The following is a 16,937-nucleotide window of genomic DNA, read 5'->3' as shown; positions in this document are numbered from 1 at the left end:
TGCACACTTAAGATGCTTTAGGGCGCGGTGCAGGCGATCGGATTGGCCGAAACGCCTCCGGGCGCATCGGTACCGGCGGCCGCTTTCGGGCATGCGCCCTGTGCGGTCTCCTTGCCGGCAATCGCCACCTGCAGGGCGCGCTCCTGACGGGCGAAATCGATCGAGCCGGTCACCAGCATGTCGACGCCGCTGCCGGCGCGGCTCGTGGCGTCGGCCCGGCTGACGAGCAGCGGCGCGCTGAAGATTGCGGTCGCCCGTGCGGCCGCGTACACGCCCGTTCCCCGCTCGGCCTCGGCGACGAGAGTGAGCGGCAGCGGTTTTTCCGGCAGCAAGGCGCCCTGCGCCCAGATCGCCTTCAGCGCCAGCGGCGACATCGCGGCCACATTCACATCGATGTCGTCGAGCGTTCCAGGCACGCGGTAGGGGCAGCGCCGCTTGCCGCAGTTGATGCCCGAGGAGAACTGCCACAGCGCGTAGCTGTCCCAGTTGCCCATGGGAAAGACCTGGCGGATATCCGGCTTGTAACGGGCGTACCAGAGCGGCAGGCGCGACAGCAGCCGGTGCTTGGCGCGGTGCGCGGCGATGTATTTGGCGGTAATGTGGTTGGTGTAGAGGATCGGGTAGCGCCCGGTCCGGGTCTTGATGTGCCCGGCGAAGATGGCGGCATCCTCGAGCGACATGTATTTTTCCCGGTCGATGCCCTCGATATCGAGCACCATCAGCTCGTCGTCGCGCGGCTCCGCATAGTCGAGAAAATGGTTCGCCTGGTCGACGGGGTTGCCGGGACGGGCGAGATGATAGGCGCCCCAGAGCAGCCCGTGCGAGCGGGCGATCATCCGGCGCGTCTGGTAGAGCTCGCGGCTGACGGCGTATTTGCGCCACATCGTCTTGCAGTGGGCGTAGGTGTCGCCGTTGTGGTCGCCGGTGCAGGAGAAGCTTTCGGGCAGGCCGTCGGAGGCCTTGGCGATGAAGCCGGAAACGCGCTTGTCTTCAAGCATCGTCTCCCAGTCGATGCTGTTCATCTCGTAGGCATCGACGATGATGGCGTTCGACTTGGTCTTCCAGGGCTCCAGTTCACCGGCGCGTGCGATCGCCGCCGCGAAAGCCAGACCGATGAAGGTCGCGAGGCGCAGAATCATCCCTGTCGTGGAGATACACCGCTTTGCCATTCTCTGAGATTGCCGACAGTATCGTTAACGCATCGTAAATCCCAGCCCCCGTGCGGGACTGTGCGGGAGCGGCGCGCGAATGTATACCGACCTGCGGCTGTATATAAGCAATCGCTTTCTTGTTCGTGCTGTGACGATTGCCGGTCGGCGATGCGGCAGCGCATTCGCTAGCAACATCGCGGACGGCGTCGCTCGCTCCCCGTGGGAGGCGGAAGATGGAACAAAACCGGTGACTTATGCGTTACCGGTCGATTTCGGATTTCCCGGCTGAGGGACATACCCGTATCGGCCTCGGTTCGGGTGAAATCATGCAGAGGTTGAAATGTCGCGGCTGCTGGAAACCGGGCCGCGCAACATGCTTTCGGTGATGGAGGGATTTGATGACGTATTTGCTGAAGTCCGGGATGATCAGGTGGTTTTCCATGGCCGTCGCGGCGGCGGTGCTGGTGACGTCGGCCGCCCCGACGCAGGCCTTCACGCCGACACCGCCGCGCGTCGAGCGACAGAGCGACGCGCAGAACGTCCAGTATCGCCGGCCGGGCATGGAGCGTCGTGGCGGCTATTACTACTACAATGGCTACCGTGGTTATAACTATCGCCGCCCGGGCTATCGCTACTACAATGGCTGGTGGTATCCGATGGCAGCCTTCGGCACCGGAGTGATTATCGGTGGAGCGATCGCTCAGCCGCCGCGCTACACGCGTCCTGCCCCCGTTTATGGCAGTCGCCATGTGCAGTGGTGCTACGACCGCTACCGCTCATACCGGGCCTACGACAATACCTATCAGCCCTATGGCGGCCCTCGCCGCCAGTGCTATTCGCCCTATAGCTAAAGGGGAGGCAGGGCCGGGCGTTTCCGCTCCTGGCCCTTTTTCGCCTGCGATCATTGAGGCCGCCATAGCCGCGAGCGATGGGCTGGCCGATGATTGCGCCGTGTCTCGCGAGAACTTGTCCTGCAGTGGCTAAAGTTCTTGGGCGAGCCCTATGAGCAGGCCCTCGGGACCGCGGATGTAGCAAAGCCGATAGGCATCCTTGTACTGGACCACTTCGCCGACCAACAGCGCGCCGCGCTTGCGGAGTCGCTCGAGCGTCTCGTCGACGTCGTCGACGGCGAACATGACGCGAAGGTAGCCAAGCGCATTGACCGGGGCAGTGCGGTGATCGGCGACGACTGGTGGTGCGAGGAAGCGGGAAAGCTCGAGCCTGCCGTGGCCATCCGGCGTGCGCATCATGGCAATTTCGACATGTTGATCGCCGAGCCCGGTGACACGCCCGGCCCATTCCGCGTCGATCGTCGCCCGCCCTTCGAGCTCAAGGCCAAGTTCGCGGAAGAAATCGACCGTCTCTTCGAGGTCTTCGACGACGATGCCTATGTTGTCCATTCGCTTGAGCGCCATGTTTCCAATCTCCACGGTGTCGTTCCGGTCTACGGGGACGTCGCTCCAATCAACACCGAACGCTTGGGGAGAGTTCCGAACGGCGTCTCAGAGAATGCCGATCCGCCGGAGAATCCACCAGGCAAAACCCATGGAGAGCGCGATGAACAGCGCCGCATAGAGCGTGCCGGTGCCGTCGGCGAAGGGCAGCGCCCCGGTGTTCATGCCGAAGAAGCCGGTGACGAGCGTCGGCGGCAAGAGGAAGGCGGTCATCAGCGACAGGATGTAGAGATGCCGGTTGGTCTCCGACGAGATCTTGCTGTCGATCTCCTCGTGCAGCAGCCGCGCCCGTTCCTGCAGCGCAAAGACGTCGCGATCGACCGCTTCGAGCCGGTCGGAAAGCCGCTCGGCGGCATCGATGAAACCGGGCGGCACTTCATCCTCGTCCGATGCGCCCGCGCGCCGCAGAAGCGCAAGGATCGTGCGCAGGTGCCGGTGCAGCCGCACCACCGTCCGGCGCAGCGGCGCAAGCCCCGGCTGCTGCCGGTGCCCCGCCTCGCCGTAGACATGGTCCTCGATGACGTTCAGATCCTCGGTCAGCTCCAGAACCAGCGAAATCAGCGTGCGCTGGAATTCGACGACGATCATCTCGAAGAGGTCGATCGGACGTGCGCATTTCGTGCTCTTTTCCACCGCTGCCTTGACGCGGTCGATGCTGCGCAACGGATGCAGGCGCGTGGTGATGATGATGCGGTCGCTGACGGCGAAATGCAGCCAGCCGATCGTCTTCGTCACCGCGTCAAAGGTGCGCTCGAAATCGACAAGGGTGCCGTGCACGATATCGTCGGAGACCGTGATCGCCGCCTGCGTGTCGTGGCTCGTCAGTGTGGCAACGGCGTGGGGCGGCAGGTTGCCGATCCGCTCGATGAGCGCGGGCGTTCGCGCATCGGAGAGCGCCAGATGAACCCAGACCCATCCTTCGCCCTCAAGCAGGCTGTCGATCGAGGCGTCGGTGGCGATGCGCTGGCAGCGGCTTTCGCCCGGCAGGAAACGATAGGCCCAGACGATGCCGGGAATTTCGGGGGAAATCAGGTTCATCTGAACGCCTTGGCCAGGGTCCACTGCAGTTCCCTTCCATTGGCGGCGATCGGAGGGAGGAACATGCAGCCATTCAAAGTGCTACAGTGACCTTCGCGCGTCCAGCAACCGCGCGCGGCCCTGTCTGCCTTGGCTTCTATGCGCCGTTGATGACAGTTTTGTTACAGGCAGCGGTAGCCTGACGTTCGGGATGCGTGCGGCAATTGACGTTGACGTTTACGTAAAAATCAATAGTGTTCCGCGCAACGAGGCTGCGCCCGGCGCGACCTGGCTATCTGGGAGGATCATCATGTACAAGGCACCCGTCGACGAGATCGCGTTCACGCTGAAGCACGTGGCAGGCATGGGCGACGCGCTGCAATCGGGCGCGCTCGGCGAACTCGGCGAAGACCTGGTCGATGCCATTCTTTCGGAAGCCGGCCGATTCGCGACGGACGAAGTCGCGCCGCTCGGCGATATCGGTGACAGACAGGGCTCGCGCCTGGTCGAGGGCAAGGTCGAGACGCCGGACGGCTGGCGCGACCTCTATCACAACTGGATTGCCGGCGGCTGGAACGGGCTGACGGCGCCGGAAGAATTCGGCGGCCAGAACCTGCCGCACATGCTGCATGTCGCCGCCATGGAGATGTGGAACGCCGGCTCCATGGCTTTCGCGCTCGGCCCCACGCTGACCATGGGTGCTGTCGAGGCGCTGGAAAAGCATGGCTCCGAGGCGCTCAAGGCCACCTACCTGCCGAAGATGGTTTCCGGCGAATGGACCGGTACGATGAACCTGACCGAGCCGCATGCCGGCTCCGACCTCGGGGTGCTGAAGACTCGTGCCGAGCGCCGCGACGACGGCACCTACCGCATCTTCGGCCAGAAGATCTTCATCACCTGGGGCGAACACGACTTCACCGACAATATCATCCACCTCGTTCTCGCCCGACTTCCCGATGCGCCGGCGGGCACCCGCGGAATCTCGCTGTTCCTCGTGCCTAAGTTCATGGTCAAATCGGATGGTTCGCTCGGCGAGCGCAACGATCTCTTCTGCCATTCGCTCGAACACAAGCTCGGCATCCATGGTTCGCCGACCTGCACAATGATCTATGGCGACGGCAGGTTCGGCGCCGAAAAGGGCGCGATCGGCTACCTGATCGGCGAGGAAAACCGTGGACTTGCCTGCATGTTCACGATGATGAACAACGCCCGTCTTGCCGTCGGCATGCAGGGCGTGGCCATTGCCGATGCCGCGACCCAAAAGGCGATCGCCTTTGCCAAGGAGCGTACCCAGGGCAAGGCGCCCGGCTGGACGGGACAGGGCATGAGCCCGATCATCGAGCATCCCGATGTCGCCCGCACGCTTCTGACGATGAAGGCGCTGACGCAAGGCGCGCGCGCGATCTCCTATGCCTGCGCCCACGCCGTCGACATGGGGCATGTGGCCGAAGGTGAAAAGGTGAAGTTCTGGCAGGAGCGCTCCAGCCTGCTGACGCCGATCGCCAAGTCCTTCTCGACCGACGCCGGCGTCGATGTAGCCTCGATGTGCATCCAGGTGCACGGCGGCATGGGCTTCATCGAGGAAACCGGGGCTGCCCGCTACCTGCGCGACGCCCGCATCGCGCCGATCTACGAGGGCACCAACGGCATCCAGGCGATCGATCTCGTCACCCGCAAGCTGCCACTTTCCGACGGTGGTCATGTGCGCGGCTTCATTGCCGAGTTGCGCGAGATCGCTGCGACGGTTCGCGCCTCGAACCGCGACGGTTTTGGCGAGACGGCCGCGCGTCTCGACGCGGCGCTCGACGACCTTTCCGATGCGACGGAGTGGCTGATCGCAGCCGTTGCCGGTGGCAAGCTCGCCGAAGCGCTCGCCGGCGCCACCGCCTACCAACGCCTCTTCGGACTGGCGCTGACCGGTGCCTACCTCGCCAAGGGCGGCCTTGCTGAAGCCGGCGACGGCAAGCAAGACCAGCGCATCGCGCTCTGCCGCTTCACCGCAGAAAACCTTCTGGCGGAAACCGCCGCCCTGAAGGATCGTGTCGTTACCGGCGCCGACAGCTTGGCTGTCGCCCGCGCCGTGCTGGCTTGAGAGGAAAACCCATGACCGACCACGTGCTCATCGAACGGCCGGAAGCCCATCCCGGCGTCCAGGTGATCCGCTTCAACCGGCCGGAAAAGAAGAACGCCATCACCCGCGACATGTACGCGAAGATGACCAACGCGCTGACGGTCGCTTCAAGCGATCCGGCCGTGCGCGCGACAGCATTTCTCGGTACCGAGGGGTGCTTCTCGGCCGGCAACGACATGGCCGATTTCCTCGCCTTCGCCATGGGTGGCTCCATGGGCACGGAGGTGATCGAGTTCCTGAAGGCGCTCGCGACCGCCGCCAAGCCGATCGTTTCGGGCGTCGATGGTCTCGCGATCGGTATCGGCACGACGATCCATCTCCATTGCGACCTGACTGTTTCCTCCGGGCGCTCGGTCTTCAAGACGCCCTTCGTCGACCTGGCGTTGGTGCCGGAGGCCGCCTCGAGCCTGATCGCTCCGCGCATCATGGGTCACCAGCGTGCCTTCGCACTGCTTGCCGCCGGTGAACCGCTCGATGCCAAGGGCGCGCTGGAGGCCGGGCTGATCTGGAAGGTCGTCGGCGCGGATGCCGTCGAGAGCGAGACGCTGGCGCTTGCTGGCCGTCTTGCCAGGAAGCCGCCGGAGGCGCTGCGCATCGCCCGCGATCTCGTGCGCGGTGACCGCAGCGATGTGCTGGCACGGATCGACGAAGAGGCGAAGCACTTCGCCGCGCAATTGAAGAGTGCCGAGGCGCGGGCCGCTTTCGAGGCCTTCATGCGCCGCTAAACCAGTTTGGATTTGTGATGGGTGAGACGGGTGCCGCTGTGCACCCGTTTTGCATTCGGGGGCAAGCTCTTACCCGTCCGGCGGTAAAGATCCCGTTGCCGCCGCCATCGCGAACTTGCATAGATCAATTTTAATTTGTTCTTAAATACCGGTCGCTAGCGTCCTGCGCGATAGGCCTATCCCTATTTTGGGATGGCCCCAGCCGCATGAAGCATGGCTGGCCCCGCCTTCTGGCATGTTCAACGTTTTCCCGTCAGCCTCTGCGCACCGCCCTTCCGGCGGACGAAGGATGCCGCGCGAAAATCATCAAGAGCTCGTGTCCGGCGAAAGAGCGCCGGCACCTTCTGGGAGCCCATCTTGTCCAAGCGATCGAACCTCATGACGCGCATTCTCGTTGCTGCGTCCTGTGTCGTCGTCGGCGCCTTTGCCGGCTTTTCCGTTTACATCGACACGCTGCAGCGTGGTACCACCACCAAGGCCGTCGAGGAGAACATTTCATCCTCCGGCACGCAGGCCGCCCAGAGCGTCGCCAAGTGGCTGAACGGCCGCGTCACGCTGACGGCGATGGTGGCCGACGCCACCGGCAACGTCGCTGATGACGGCGCCATCCAGCCGATCCTGAAGAACGACGTGCTCACCAGCGAATTCATGTCGACCTATGTCGGCAACGAAAGCGGCAAGTTCATCACCTGGCCCGACAACCCGATGCCGGCCGGCTACGATCCGCGCCAGCGCCCTTGGTACCAGCAGGCCGTCAAGGCTGATGCCCGTGTCCTGACCGAGCCCTATGTCGACGCCTCCAGCGGTGCGCTGATCATCAGTGCGGCCGTTCCCGTCAAGCGGGACGGCAAGCTCTATGGCGTCGCGGCCAGCGACTTCTCACTCGACACACTGGTCACGATGATCAAGGGCGTCGATGTCGGCGGCGAAGGTTTTGCCTTCCTCGCCAGCAAGGACGGCCAGATCCTCGTCCACCCCGATTCCAAGCTCGTCACCAAGACGCTGGCAGACGCTTTCCCGATCGACACGCCGACTATCGGCTCGGGCATCATGAACACCGAACTCGGCGGCAAGCCGATGCTGGTAAGCTTCGTTCCGGTTCAGGGTCTGCCTTCGGTCGAATGGTATGTCGGCTTCGTCATCGACGCCGATGCCGCTTACTCCGCGATCGACCAGTTCCGCATCGCAGCCACCATCGCCACCATCCTTGCGGTCGGCGTGATGCTCGTCTTCCTCGCGACCTTCCTCAATCGCCTGGTCATCCGTCCGGTCACCGACATGACCGGCGCGATGGAAAAGCTCGCTTCGGGCAATCACAACGTTGAAATCCCCGGCGAAGAGCGCACCGACCAGATCGGCTCAATGGCCGCTGCCGTCGCCGTCTTCAAGGCCAATGCCGTTGAACGCGCCCGTCTCGAAAACGAAGCGGACGCCAACCGTTCGCTGTCGGAGCGCGAGCGTCTGGAGCGCGAGGCGCAGAAGGCGCGCGACGCAGCCGAGATCCAGCAGGCCGTCGACGGTCTTGCGGCAGGCCTCGGCCGTCTGGCCGACGGCGATCTCGCCTACCGCATCGACAATCCCTTCGCTGATCGCCTCGATCGCCTGCGCGCCGACTTCAACAACTCGGTCGCCAAGCTGCATGACACGCTCTGCGCCGTTGGCGCCAACGCTCGCGGCATCGATGCCGGTGCGATGGAAATCCGCTCGGCCGCCGACGATCTCGCCCGCCGCACCGAGCAGCAGGCAGCTTCGGTCGAAGAGACTGCCGCAGCGCTTGAGGAAATCACCACGACCGTCAAGGACTCGGCCCGCCGTGCCGAGGAAGTCGGCGCTCTCGTTGCCCGCACCCGTGCCGGTGCCGAGAAGTCCGGCGAGGTCGTAGCCAACGCCGTGGACGCGATGCATGCGATCGAGAAGTCCTCGGGCGAGATCTCCAACATCATCGGCGTCATCGACGACATCGCCTTCCAGACGAACCTGCTTGCGCTCAATGCCGGCGTCGAGGCGGCCCGCGCGGGTGAAGCCGGCAAGGGTTTTGCCGTTGTCGCCCAGGAAGTGCGTGAACTCGCCCAGCGCTCGGCCAATGCCGCCAAGGAGATCAAGGCACTGATCACCACCTCCGGCAACCAGGTCCGGAACGGCGTGACGCTGGTCGGCGATACCGGCAAGGCACTGGAGACGATCGTCGCCGAAGTGCAGGAGATCAACAAGCATGTCAGCGCGATCGTGACGGCGACGCGCGAACAGTCGACGGGTCTCCAGGAGATCAACACGGCGGTCAACACCATGGACCAGGGCACGCAGCAGAATGCTGCCATGGTCGAGGAGCAGACGGCGGCAAGCCACGGCCTTGCCTCCGAAGCAGCCTCGCTCAATGCGCTGCTTGCCCAGTTCAATCTCGGCGATACGCAAGGGGTTTACGCGGCCGCGACCAACCATCGTCGCCGGGCAGCCTAGTCCTCGCCGTTATTCGACAAGCAGAAGGCCCGGGAGACCGGGCCTTTTCTTTGCGCACTGCATCAGGATTCTCGCTTTTCACTGCAGGATCGCGATTCATCTCCTTGTTTCTTAAGCTTTGATAAAGCGGTCGCGCATACCGTTTCCTCGCCGCGAAATGACTTCGCCCCGCACGTCGCCTTCAGGCATTCATCATCGCGATGTGTTCCAGACACCTGTCCCAATGCTCGCAAACGATGATTTGGCCGCGCACGACCGGAACGGTTGAAGCGCGAGGGGAGACATACGGTGATCCTAAAGACTGCAACGGCAAGAAACATGTTCGCCATCGTGATGACCGGCCTTTTGACCTCGATGGTCACCGCCGCCGTCGTCTTCTGGCTCTCCTATCAGCAACTGCGCGAGCGCAGCATTGCCGAGATGACCAACGCGGCTTCTGCAAGCGCGCGCAGCGTCGAGACCAAGTTCGCCGAAGGGAAGACGCTGGCGAACAACATCCGCTCCGCCCTCTATGCGGTGAAAGGCACCGGCGAGCCGTCGCGCGCCGAAATCGAAATCCTGATGAAACGCTGGATCGTCGACAATCCGCTTGCCGTCGGAATGAGCACCGGTTGGGAGCCCAACGCCTTCGACGGCAAGGATGCCGAGTTCGTCGGCAAGCCGGGCCATGATGCGACCGGCCGCTTCGTTCCCTATATCGCCCGCTCCGGCGACAAGGTGATCCACGAGGCGCTCGCCGACTACGACAAGCCTGGCCCCGGCGACTACTACCAGATCCCGAAGAAGACCGGTCTCGACATGGTCACCGAGCCCTATGTCTACCCGATCAACGGCAAGGACGTGCTGATGACCTCGATCATGGTGCCGCTCAAGAAGGACGGCGCCTTCATCGGTGTGGTCGGCGTCGACATGGCGCTCGGCGAACTCTCGACCGAACTTGCCAAGCTGAAGCCCTTCGGCACCGGTTTCGTGTCGCTCTTGAGCAAGGACGGCAGCATCATCAGCCACCCGGACGCCAAGGTGCTTGGCAAGGTGCTGAAGGACACGCCTCTGCAAGGCGAGGGCTGGGGCGACCTCTTGAACCACACCGGCCAGGCCTTCGCGTTGAAGCACACCGATGGCAGCGCCCATCTCGCGGTCGCCGTGTCCGTCAATCTGCTGCCGGACACCGTCTGGTACGTGGTCGTCTCCGTTCCGGAAGCGACCGTTTTTGCCGGCCTTTCACAGCTCGCGATGATTTCGATCGCCGTCATCGCCGTTGCGGCGGCCATCATGATCCTGGTCGGCTGGACGCTTGCCAGCCGCTTCCGCAAGCGTGTCGCTGCTGTCATCGGTGTCACCGGCCAGATCGCCGCCGGTGAAACCGACGTTGACCTGTCGGAAGCCGAGCGCAAGGACGAGATCGGCGATCTTGCCCGGTCGCTGCGAGTCCTGCGCGATGCGACGATCGCCAAGATGCAGCTCGAAAACGAAGCGGACGCGAACCGCTCGCTGTCGGAGCGCGAGCGTCTGGAGCGCGAGGCGCAGAAGGCGCGCGACGCAGCCGAGATCCAGCAGGCCGTCGACGGTCTTGCGGCAGGCCTCGGCCGTCTGGCCGACGGCGATCTCGCCTACCGCATCGACAATCCCTTCGCCGATCGTCTCGATCGCCTGCGCGCCGACTTCAACAACTCGGTCGCCAAGCTCCACGACACGCTCTGCGCCGTCGGTGCCAACGCCCGCGGCATCGATGCCGGTGCCTCCGAGATCCGCTCGGCCGCCGACGATCTTGCCCGCCGCACCGAGCAGCAGGCCGCCTCGGTCGAAGAGACCGCCGCAGCCCTTGAGGAAATCACCACCACCGTCAAGGACTCCGCCCGCCGGGCCGAGGAGGTCGGCGCGCTCGTTGCCCGCACCCGTGCCGGTGCGGAAAAGTCCGGTGAAGTCGTTGCCAATGCCGTCGATGCCATGCACGCGATCGAAAAGTCCTCGGGCGAGATCTCCAACATCATCGGCGTCATCGACGACATCGCCTTCCAGACGAACCTGCTGGCGTTGAACGCCGGGGTCGAGGCGGCTCGCGCGGGTGAAGCCGGCAAGGGTTTTGCCGTCGTCGCCCAGGAAGTGCGTGAACTCGCCCAGCGCTCTGCGCAGGCGGCCAAGGAGATCAAGGCGCTGATCACCACCTCGGGCAACCAGGTCCGGAGCGGCGTGAGCCTGGTTGGCGACACCGGCAAGGCGCTGGAGACGATCGTTGCCGAGGTGCAGGAGATCAACAGGCATGTCAGCGCGATCGTGACGGCAACGCGCGAACAGTCGACCGGTCTTCAGGAGATCAACACGGCCGTCAACACCATGGACCAGGGCACGCAGCAGAACGCCGCCATGGTCGAGGAGCAGACGGCGGCAAGCCACGGCCTTGCCTCCGAAGCCGCCTCGCTCAACGCGCTGCTCGCCCAGTTCAACCTCGCGGACGGGCAGGGCGCTCGCGCGGGCGGCGGCGGACACCGCCGCCGCGCAGCATGAGCCGAAAAGGAATATAGAACAGATAGATAGCGCGCCTGCGTGAATCGATCTGACAAACGCTTCAAGTCAAACGGAAGGGCCCGGAAAACCGGGCCTTTCTCATTTCTCAAGCGTGACCACTGCCTCGACATGGGCCGACCAGAGGAACTGATCGATCGGCGTCACGGAGGTGATGCGGTATCCGGCGGCGACAAGGATCGATAGATCGCGCGCAAGCGTCACCGGATTGCAGGAGACGGCAACGACCTTCTTGACGCCGGAGCGGGCAATCTCGTGACATTGGACTTCCGCACCGGCGCGCGGTGGATCGAAGACGATGGCATCGAAGACCTTCAGTTCCTGTGCCATCAGCGGGCGGCGGAAAAGGTCACGCTTCTCGATGGTGACGGGCTTGAGCCCCTGCGTATTGCGCGCCGCCAGATCGAGGGCCTTCAGCGCCGTGTCCTCGCCTTCGACCGCATGCACGCGCGCCTTGCGGGCGATCCGCAGCGCGAAGGTGCCGCAGCCGGCAAAGAGATCGGCGACGCGCTTGGCCTTGCCGAGATGATCGAGCACCAGCTTCGCCATCGCCTCTTCGGCCTCCGCCGTCGCCTGGGTGAAGCTGCCGGGCGGCGGCGAAACCGAGACGCCACCGAAATCGATCACAGGCTTTACCGGCTCGACGATGATTTCGCCGTTGAGGCTGACGCGGGCAATCCCGCGCTCGCCGAGCACGGCTTCGACCGTGCGGCGGCGTTCGCGGTCGTCGAGCTTCTTGATGCCGTCGACCGAGAGGTCGAGACCGGAGAGCGTTTCGAGCACGGTGATGCGGAACGGTTCGGCGTTGACGGCCATGGCCGCGCCGATCTTGGCGATGGTCGCGAGCTTCGAGACGATGCCCGGGCTCGCGATCGGACATTCCGAAATCGCGACGATATGGTGACTTTCTGCCTGGTTGAAGCCGAGGAGCAGCTCCTTCTCGGTCTTGCGGGCGGTGAAGACCGCGCGGCGGCGCTGGCCAGGCGCAGCGGTGACGAGCGGCGCGACATCGGGCGTCAGCCCCTTCGACTTCAGCGCGGCGATGACGAGATCGCGCTTGAAGCCGTGGTAGAGTGTGTCCGAGGCATGCTGCATCGTACAGCCACCGCAGGTGCCGTTGACACCGTCAGGCCCGAAGTGCCGACAGTGTGGTTCGATGCGCTCGGGGGATGCTTCTCGCAGCGAAATCAGCGTGCCGTGCGACTTGTTGACGGCGAGCGCCACGCTCTCGCCGGGCAGGGTGAAGGGTGCGTAGACCGGCCCGTCCGGACCGTCGGCAATGCCGTCGCCCTGCGCGCCCAGCCGTTTGATGGTGACGGCTTCGGTGCTCATGGCTTCTTGCCTGCCAGCAGAAACTCGACATTGCCGTCGCCGCCGGCAATAGGCGAGGGGATGAGCCCAAGGCTCTGCCAGCCCATGTCTTCGACAAGCCAGCGCTCGAGTTCGGCGGCGACATCAGGTGCGCTGTCGGGGTCCTTCAGCAGGCCGGCCTTGCTGATCGCGTCACGCCCCGCCTCGAACTGCGGCTTTACGAGCAGGATGCAGTGCGAACCGGGCAGCGCCATGTCGAGCGCCGGGGGCAGCGCGAGTTTCAGCGAGATGAAGGAAACGTCGGAGACGACGAAGGTAACTTCGCGGTCGTCGATATCCTCCTCGGTCATCGCGCGGGCATTGAGGCCCTCGATACTGGTGACGCGCTCGTCGCCCTCGATACGCGGATGGATCTGGCCATGGCCGACGTCGACGGCAACGACGTGATCGGCGCCGCGCTTCAACAGCACCTCGGTAAAGCCGCCGGTCGAGGCGCCGATATCGAGACAGCTTGCGCCTGAGGGATCGAGCCCGAAATGATCGAGCGCTGCGACCAGCTTCAGCGCGGCGCGCGAGACATAGTCCTGCGCCGGATCGTCGATGGTGATCGTCACGCTCTCGGCAAACATCGACGCGGCCTTGGTGACCGTGCGGCCGTCGACCTTGACGGTGCCGCGCTGGATGGCGTCACGGGCGCGGGCACGGCTGGCGACCAGTCCTGAGTTCAGCAGCAGCTGGTCGAGACGGACCCGGTTCTTGTGTTCTTCGTTCTGGCGATCTTCTGACATGTGTTTCTCATGGCGACTTGCCGCCGCAATGGCAAGCCCCCCATGGTCTGAGCGACGATGCGCTTAGGGCTTAATAGCCAGGAAACCCAAGAAATCTGGGAATACCTACCGTCCGCCTGGCCCGCGCTACACCAGTCGCCCCCGCCGAGCGGTTCAACCCCGCGGCCTTTGTCTCGTGGCAACAGAGCAATGGCGCAGGCGGGGTCTCCAACGGTAGCCGCATAAAGCAAAACCCCGACCAGAGCCGGGGTTTCGTTTTTTAAGCGAGGCGCCGTTCGTGTCAGCCGGCGGCGCCGATGCCGATATCCTGCTTCTGGCCGAGCGCCTTGAAGACGGTCGACACGATGCCGGCGCGGTCGAGGCCGGCGGCGGCGTACATCGCCTCGGGCTTGGCCTGTTCCATCCAGATGTCGGGCATGACCATCGGGCGAACCTTGAGGTCGCCGTCGAGCAGGCCGTCTTCGGCGAGGAACTGCAGGACGTGACTGGCAAAGCCGCCGACGGCACCTTCCTCGATGGTGATCAGCACCTCGTGGTTGCGCGCAAGCTCACGGATGAGGTCATGGTCAAGGGGCTTCGCGAAGCGGGCGTCTGCAACGGTGGTCGAAAGCCCGGCGGCGTCGAGGTCTTCGGCAGCCGCCAGACAGTCGGCAAGGCGGGTGCCGAAGGAAAGCAGCGCCACCTTGGAGCCCTGCTTGATGAGGCGACCTTTGCCGATTTCGAGGATCTCGCCGCGTTCCGGCATTTCGACGCCCACACCTTCGCCGCGCGGGTAGCGGAACGAGATCGGGCCGGCGTCATAGGCAGCAGCGGTGCGCACCATGTGCTTCAGTTCCGCCTCGTCGGCAGCCGCCATCACCACGAAGCCCGGAAGTGTGGCGAGATAGGTCGTATCGAACGAACCCGCATGCGTCGGCCCGTCGGCGCCGACGAAACCGGCGCGGTCGATCGGGAAGCGCACCGGCAGACCCTGGATCGCCACGTCGTGTACCACCTGGTCGTAACCACGCTGCAGGAAGGTCGAATAGAGGGCTGCGAAAGGCTTGTAGCCTTCGGCGGCAAGGCCGGCAGCAAAGGTGACGGCGTGCTGTTCGGCAATGCCGACATCGAAGCAGCGCGACGGGTGTACCTTGGCGAACCTGTCGAGGCCGGTGCCGGACGGCATGGCGGCGGTGACGGCGACGATCTTGTCGTCGAAGCCCGCTTCCTGCGTCAGCGCATCGGCAAAGACGGAGGTATAGGCGGGCGCGTTCGGCTTGGCCTTCGCCTGGGCGCCGGTGATGACATCGAACTTGTTGACGCCGTGATACTTGTCGGCGGCGGCCTCGGCCGGCGGATAGCCCTTGCCCTTCTGCGTCACCACATGGATCAGCACCGGGCCCTTGGCGTTGTCGCGCACGTTGCGCAGCACCGGCAGCAGGTGGTCGAAGGAATGGCCGTCGATCGGACCGATATGGTAGAAGCCCATCTCTTCGAAGAGCGTGCCGCCGGTGACGTAGCCGCGGGCATGCTCGACGGCGCGGGTGATCGCGCGGTCGACGGTCTTGCCGAGATAGGCGGTCAGCTTCTTGCCGACCTCCCGGATGCCCATATAGGTGCGACCGGAGGCAAGGCGCGCCAGATAGGCGCTCATGGCGCCTGTCGGCGGCGCGATCGACATGTCATTGTCGTTGAGGATGACGATCAGCCGCGCGTCGAGCGCGCCGGCATTGTTCAGCGCCTCATAGGCCATGCCCGCCGAAAGCGCGCCGTCGCCGATGACGGCAATCACGTTGCGGTTCTTGCCGTCGAGGTCGGCTGCGACCGCCATGCCGAGACCGGCGGAAATCGAGGTCGAGGAATGGGCCGCACCAAAGGGGTCGTATTCGCTCTCGGCGCGGCGGGTGAAGCCCGACAGGCCGCCTTCCTGGCGGAGCGTGCGGATGCGGTCGCGCCGGCCGGTCAGGATCTTGTGCGGATAGCACTGGTGGCCGACATCGAAGATCAGCCGGTCATGCGGGGTGTTGAAGACCTTGTGGATGGCGATCGTCAGCTCGACGACGCCAAGGCCCGCGCCGAGATGGCCGCCGGTGCGTGACACTGCGTCGATCATCTCCGCCCGGACTTCTCCGGCAAGCTGCGGCAGATCCTTGTCGTCGACCTTCTTCAGATCGTCGGGATAGGTCACCTTGTCGAGCAAGGGAGTAGCCGGCATCGGATTGGTTGGCAGTTGTGTCACGCTGCATGCCTCATGCGCGCCCCAAAAGGCCGGGCGCGCGATAGTTGGTGGGTACCGTCGAAGCGGCTCTTTAGACGCAATCGTTGCTGAATGCAAAACTAGGCATTCCTGCGTCACAGACCAAGAGACTAGCGCATGATTCTGTGAATCGAAATCGATTCAAGCGCCATGAGGCAATGTTGCGCGGTTTTCTGCAGGCATTCTGTTCCACTTTAGGTCGAAATCAGCCTTCGGGCAGCGGAACGAACTCTTCCTCGTCGCCGGGCACGATGTCGAAGCGGCCGGTGCGCCACTCTTCCTTGGCCTTGTCGATGCGCTCCTTGGACGAGGACACGAAGTTCCACCAGATGTGGCGGGCAGACCCGAGGGCAGCGCCGCCGAAGAGCATGACGTGACAGCCTTGCGATCCCGCCGTCACCGTGATCTCGTCGCCGGCGCGGAAGACGAGCAGCTGGTTGTCGGCGAAATGGTCGCCGGCAATGATCGCCTCGCCCGAGAGGATGTAGAGCGCACGCTCTTCCCATTGCGCGGCAAAGGGAGCGCTTTTGCCAGGCGCGATGGCGAGGTCGACATAGATCGTGTCGCTGAACACCGAGACCGGTGACTTCGCACCTTCGAAGTTGCCGATCACCACCCGCGCCTTGATGCCGTCGTCGCTCATATGCGGCAGCATGCGTTCTTCGGTGTGGCTGAAGATCGGGTCGATTTCTTCCTTGTGGTCGGGCAGCGCCAGCCAGGTCTGCAGACCGGAGATCGAGCGGTCGTGGCCGCGCTGGTTTTCCGGCGAACGCTCGGAATGCACGATGCCGCGGCCGGCGGTCATCAGGTTCACGTCGCCGGGACGGATGACCATCTCGGTGCCGAGGCTGTCGCGGTGCTTGATCTCGCCGTCGAAGAGATAGGTGACGGTTGAAAGGCCGATATGCGGGTGCGGGCGCACGTCGATCGCCTCGCCGGCGCGAAGCAGCGCCGGGCCCATGCGATCGAAGAAGATGAAGGGGCCGACCAGGCGACGCTTGGCCGTCGGCAGGGCGCGACGAACCTGCAGGCCGCCGATGTCGCTGGTGCGTGGAACGATCAGATGTTCGATGGCATCGCAGGCGGGCTTGTCGCCGGCGAGCGGGTCGGGGCCTGGAAAGAAGGACATGGCGCGTGCTCCCGT

The 16,937-nt window shown here is 64.3% G+C and carries 13 protein-coding genes; 6 read left to right on the top strand and 7 right to left on the bottom strand.

Annotated elements, in window-relative coordinates:
- Positions 1 to 17 precede the first annotated feature (17 nt).
- Positions 18 to 1,169 (bottom strand): glycoside hydrolase family 25 protein, encoded by a 1,152-nt coding sequence (locus C1A35_RS13435; protein ID WP_199772926.1) that lies wholly within the window; start codon positions 1,167 to 1,169, stop codon positions 18 to 20.
- 79 nt (positions 1,170 to 1,248) lie between these two features.
- Between C1A35_RS13435 and C1A35_RS35940 the strand changes: the two genes are divergently transcribed.
- Positions 1,249 to 1,440 (top strand): hypothetical protein, encoded by a 192-nt coding sequence (locus tag C1A35_RS35940; protein WP_158665064.1) that lies wholly within the window; start codon positions 1,249 to 1,251, stop codon positions 1,438 to 1,440.
- Positions 1,441 to 1,549: 109 nt separating this feature from the next.
- The gene (locus C1A35_RS13430) at positions 1,550 to 2,002 is read left to right on the top strand and encodes a BA14K family protein (protein WP_440271522.1); all 453 of its coding nucleotides are present in this window, start codon (positions 1,550 to 1,552) and stop codon (positions 2,000 to 2,002) included.
- Positions 2,003 to 2,131: 129 nt separating this feature from the next.
- Here the strand turns inward: C1A35_RS13430 and C1A35_RS13425 are convergent, their stop codons facing one another.
- Positions 2,132 to 2,566 carry a VOC family protein gene (locus C1A35_RS13425; RefSeq protein WP_104664816.1) on the bottom strand — a complete coding sequence of 145 codons (435 nt, stop codon included), beginning with the start codon at positions 2,564 to 2,566 and terminating at the stop codon, positions 2,132 to 2,134.
- Between the two features lie 87 nt (positions 2,567 to 2,653).
- Entirely contained in the window at positions 2,654 to 3,643 is a 990-nt protein-coding gene (locus C1A35_RS13420; RefSeq protein ID WP_104664815.1) for a transporter, read from the bottom strand.
- Between the two features lie 289 nt (positions 3,644 to 3,932).
- Between C1A35_RS13420 and C1A35_RS13415 the strand changes: the two genes are divergently transcribed.
- The 4 genes from C1A35_RS13415 to C1A35_RS13400 all read left to right on the top strand — a co-directional run bounded on the left by C1A35_RS13415 (position 3,933) and on the right by C1A35_RS13400 (position 11,440).
- Positions 3,933 to 5,714: an acyl-CoA dehydrogenase gene (locus tag C1A35_RS13415; protein WP_104664814.1), complete on the top strand. Its 1,782-nt coding sequence runs from the start codon at positions 3,933 to 3,935 to the stop codon at positions 5,712 to 5,714.
- Positions 5,715 to 5,725: 11 nt separating this feature from the next.
- On the top strand, positions 5,726 to 6,478 hold the full coding sequence (locus C1A35_RS13410) for a crotonase/enoyl-CoA hydratase family protein (RefSeq protein WP_104664813.1): 753 nt from the start codon (positions 5,726 to 5,728) through the stop codon (positions 6,476 to 6,478).
- A gap of 357 nt (positions 6,479 to 6,835) precedes the next feature.
- Positions 6,836 to 8,935, top strand: a complete 2,100-nt coding sequence (gene mcpU / locus C1A35_RS13405) for a methyl-accepting chemotaxis protein McpU (RefSeq protein ID WP_104664812.1) — start codon at positions 6,836 to 6,838, stop codon at positions 8,933 to 8,935.
- Between the two features lie 318 nt (positions 8,936 to 9,253).
- A complete protein-coding gene (locus C1A35_RS13400) occupies positions 9,254 to 11,440 on the top strand; it encodes a methyl-accepting chemotaxis protein (protein WP_234822864.1) in 2,187 nt (728 codons plus the stop codon).
- 99 nt (positions 11,441 to 11,539) lie between these two features.
- Here C1A35_RS13400 and C1A35_RS13395 read toward each other — a convergent pair whose 3' ends face one another.
- From C1A35_RS13395 to C1A35_RS13380, 4 genes are all read right to left on the bottom strand, one after another.
- Positions 11,540 to 12,790 carry a class I SAM-dependent RNA methyltransferase gene (locus C1A35_RS13395; RefSeq protein WP_104664810.1) on the bottom strand — a complete coding sequence of 417 codons (1,251 nt, stop codon included), beginning with the start codon at positions 12,788 to 12,790 and terminating at the stop codon, positions 11,540 to 11,542.
- Positions 12,787 to 13,557 carry a TlyA family RNA methyltransferase gene (locus C1A35_RS13390; protein WP_104664809.1) on the bottom strand — a complete coding sequence of 257 codons (771 nt, stop codon included), beginning with the start codon at positions 13,555 to 13,557 and terminating at the stop codon, positions 12,787 to 12,789. The genes C1A35_RS13395 and C1A35_RS13390 overlap by 4 nt, the downstream gene beginning before the upstream one ends.
- 280 nt (positions 13,558 to 13,837) lie before the next feature.
- On the bottom strand, positions 13,838 to 15,751 hold the full coding sequence (dxs, locus tag C1A35_RS13385; protein ID WP_199772937.1) for a 1-deoxy-D-xylulose-5-phosphate synthase: 1,914 nt from the start codon (positions 15,749 to 15,751) through the stop codon (positions 13,838 to 13,840).
- Positions 15,752 to 15,998: 247 nt separating this feature from the next.
- The gene (locus C1A35_RS13380; RefSeq protein WP_104664807.1) at positions 15,999 to 16,922 is read right to left on the bottom strand and encodes a pirin family protein; all 924 of its coding nucleotides are present in this window, start codon (positions 16,920 to 16,922) and stop codon (positions 15,999 to 16,001) included.
- Between the last annotated feature and the right edge of the window lie 15 nt (positions 16,923 to 16,937).

This window comes from Ensifer adhaerens, assembly GCF_002940685.1.
Lineage (GTDB): Bacteria > Pseudomonadota > Alphaproteobacteria > Rhizobiales > Rhizobiaceae > Ensifer > Ensifer adhaerens_E.
Note: the sequence above shows the minus strand (reverse complement) of the source record. Positions and strands in the feature narration are given on the sequence as shown.

Excerpts from the sequence above, each read along its gene's own strand:
- C1A35_RS13435 (WP_199772926.1), bottom strand. The coding sequence starts at position 1,169 with ATGGCAAAGCGGTGTATCTCCACGACAGGGATGATTCTGCGCCTCGCG.
- C1A35_RS35940 (WP_158665064.1), top strand. The coding sequence starts at position 1,249 with ATGTATACCGACCTGCGGCTGTATATAAGCAATCGCTTTCTTGTTCGT.
- C1A35_RS13430 (WP_440271522.1), top strand. The coding sequence starts at position 1,550 with ATGACGTATTTGCTGAAGTCCGGGATGATCAGGTGGTTTTCCATGGCC.
- C1A35_RS13425 (WP_104664816.1), bottom strand. The coding sequence starts at position 2,566 with ATGGCGCTCAAGCGAATGGACAACATAGGCATCGTCGTCGAAGACCTC.
- C1A35_RS13420 (WP_104664815.1), bottom strand. The coding sequence starts at position 3,643 with ATGAACCTGATTTCCCCCGAAATTCCCGGCATCGTCTGGGCCTATCGT.
- C1A35_RS13415 (WP_104664814.1), top strand. The coding sequence starts at position 3,933 with ATGTACAAGGCACCCGTCGACGAGATCGCGTTCACGCTGAAGCACGTG.
- C1A35_RS13410 (WP_104664813.1), top strand. The coding sequence starts at position 5,726 with ATGACCGACCACGTGCTCATCGAACGGCCGGAAGCCCATCCCGGCGTC.
- C1A35_RS13400 (WP_234822864.1), top strand. The coding sequence starts at position 9,254 with ATGTTCGCCATCGTGATGACCGGCCTTTTGACCTCGATGGTCACCGCC.
- C1A35_RS13395 (WP_104664810.1), bottom strand. The coding sequence starts at position 12,790 with ATGAGCACCGAAGCCGTCACCATCAAACGGCTGGGCGCGCAGGGCGAC.
- C1A35_RS13390 (WP_104664809.1), bottom strand. The coding sequence starts at position 13,557 with ATGTCAGAAGATCGCCAGAACGAAGAACACAAGAACCGGGTCCGTCTC.
- dxs (WP_199772937.1), bottom strand. The coding sequence starts at position 15,751 with ATGCCGGCTACTCCCTTGCTCGACAAGGTGACCTATCCCGACGATCTG.
- C1A35_RS13380 (WP_104664807.1), bottom strand. The coding sequence starts at position 16,922 with ATGTCCTTCTTTCCAGGCCCCGACCCGCTCGCCGGCGACAAGCCCGCC.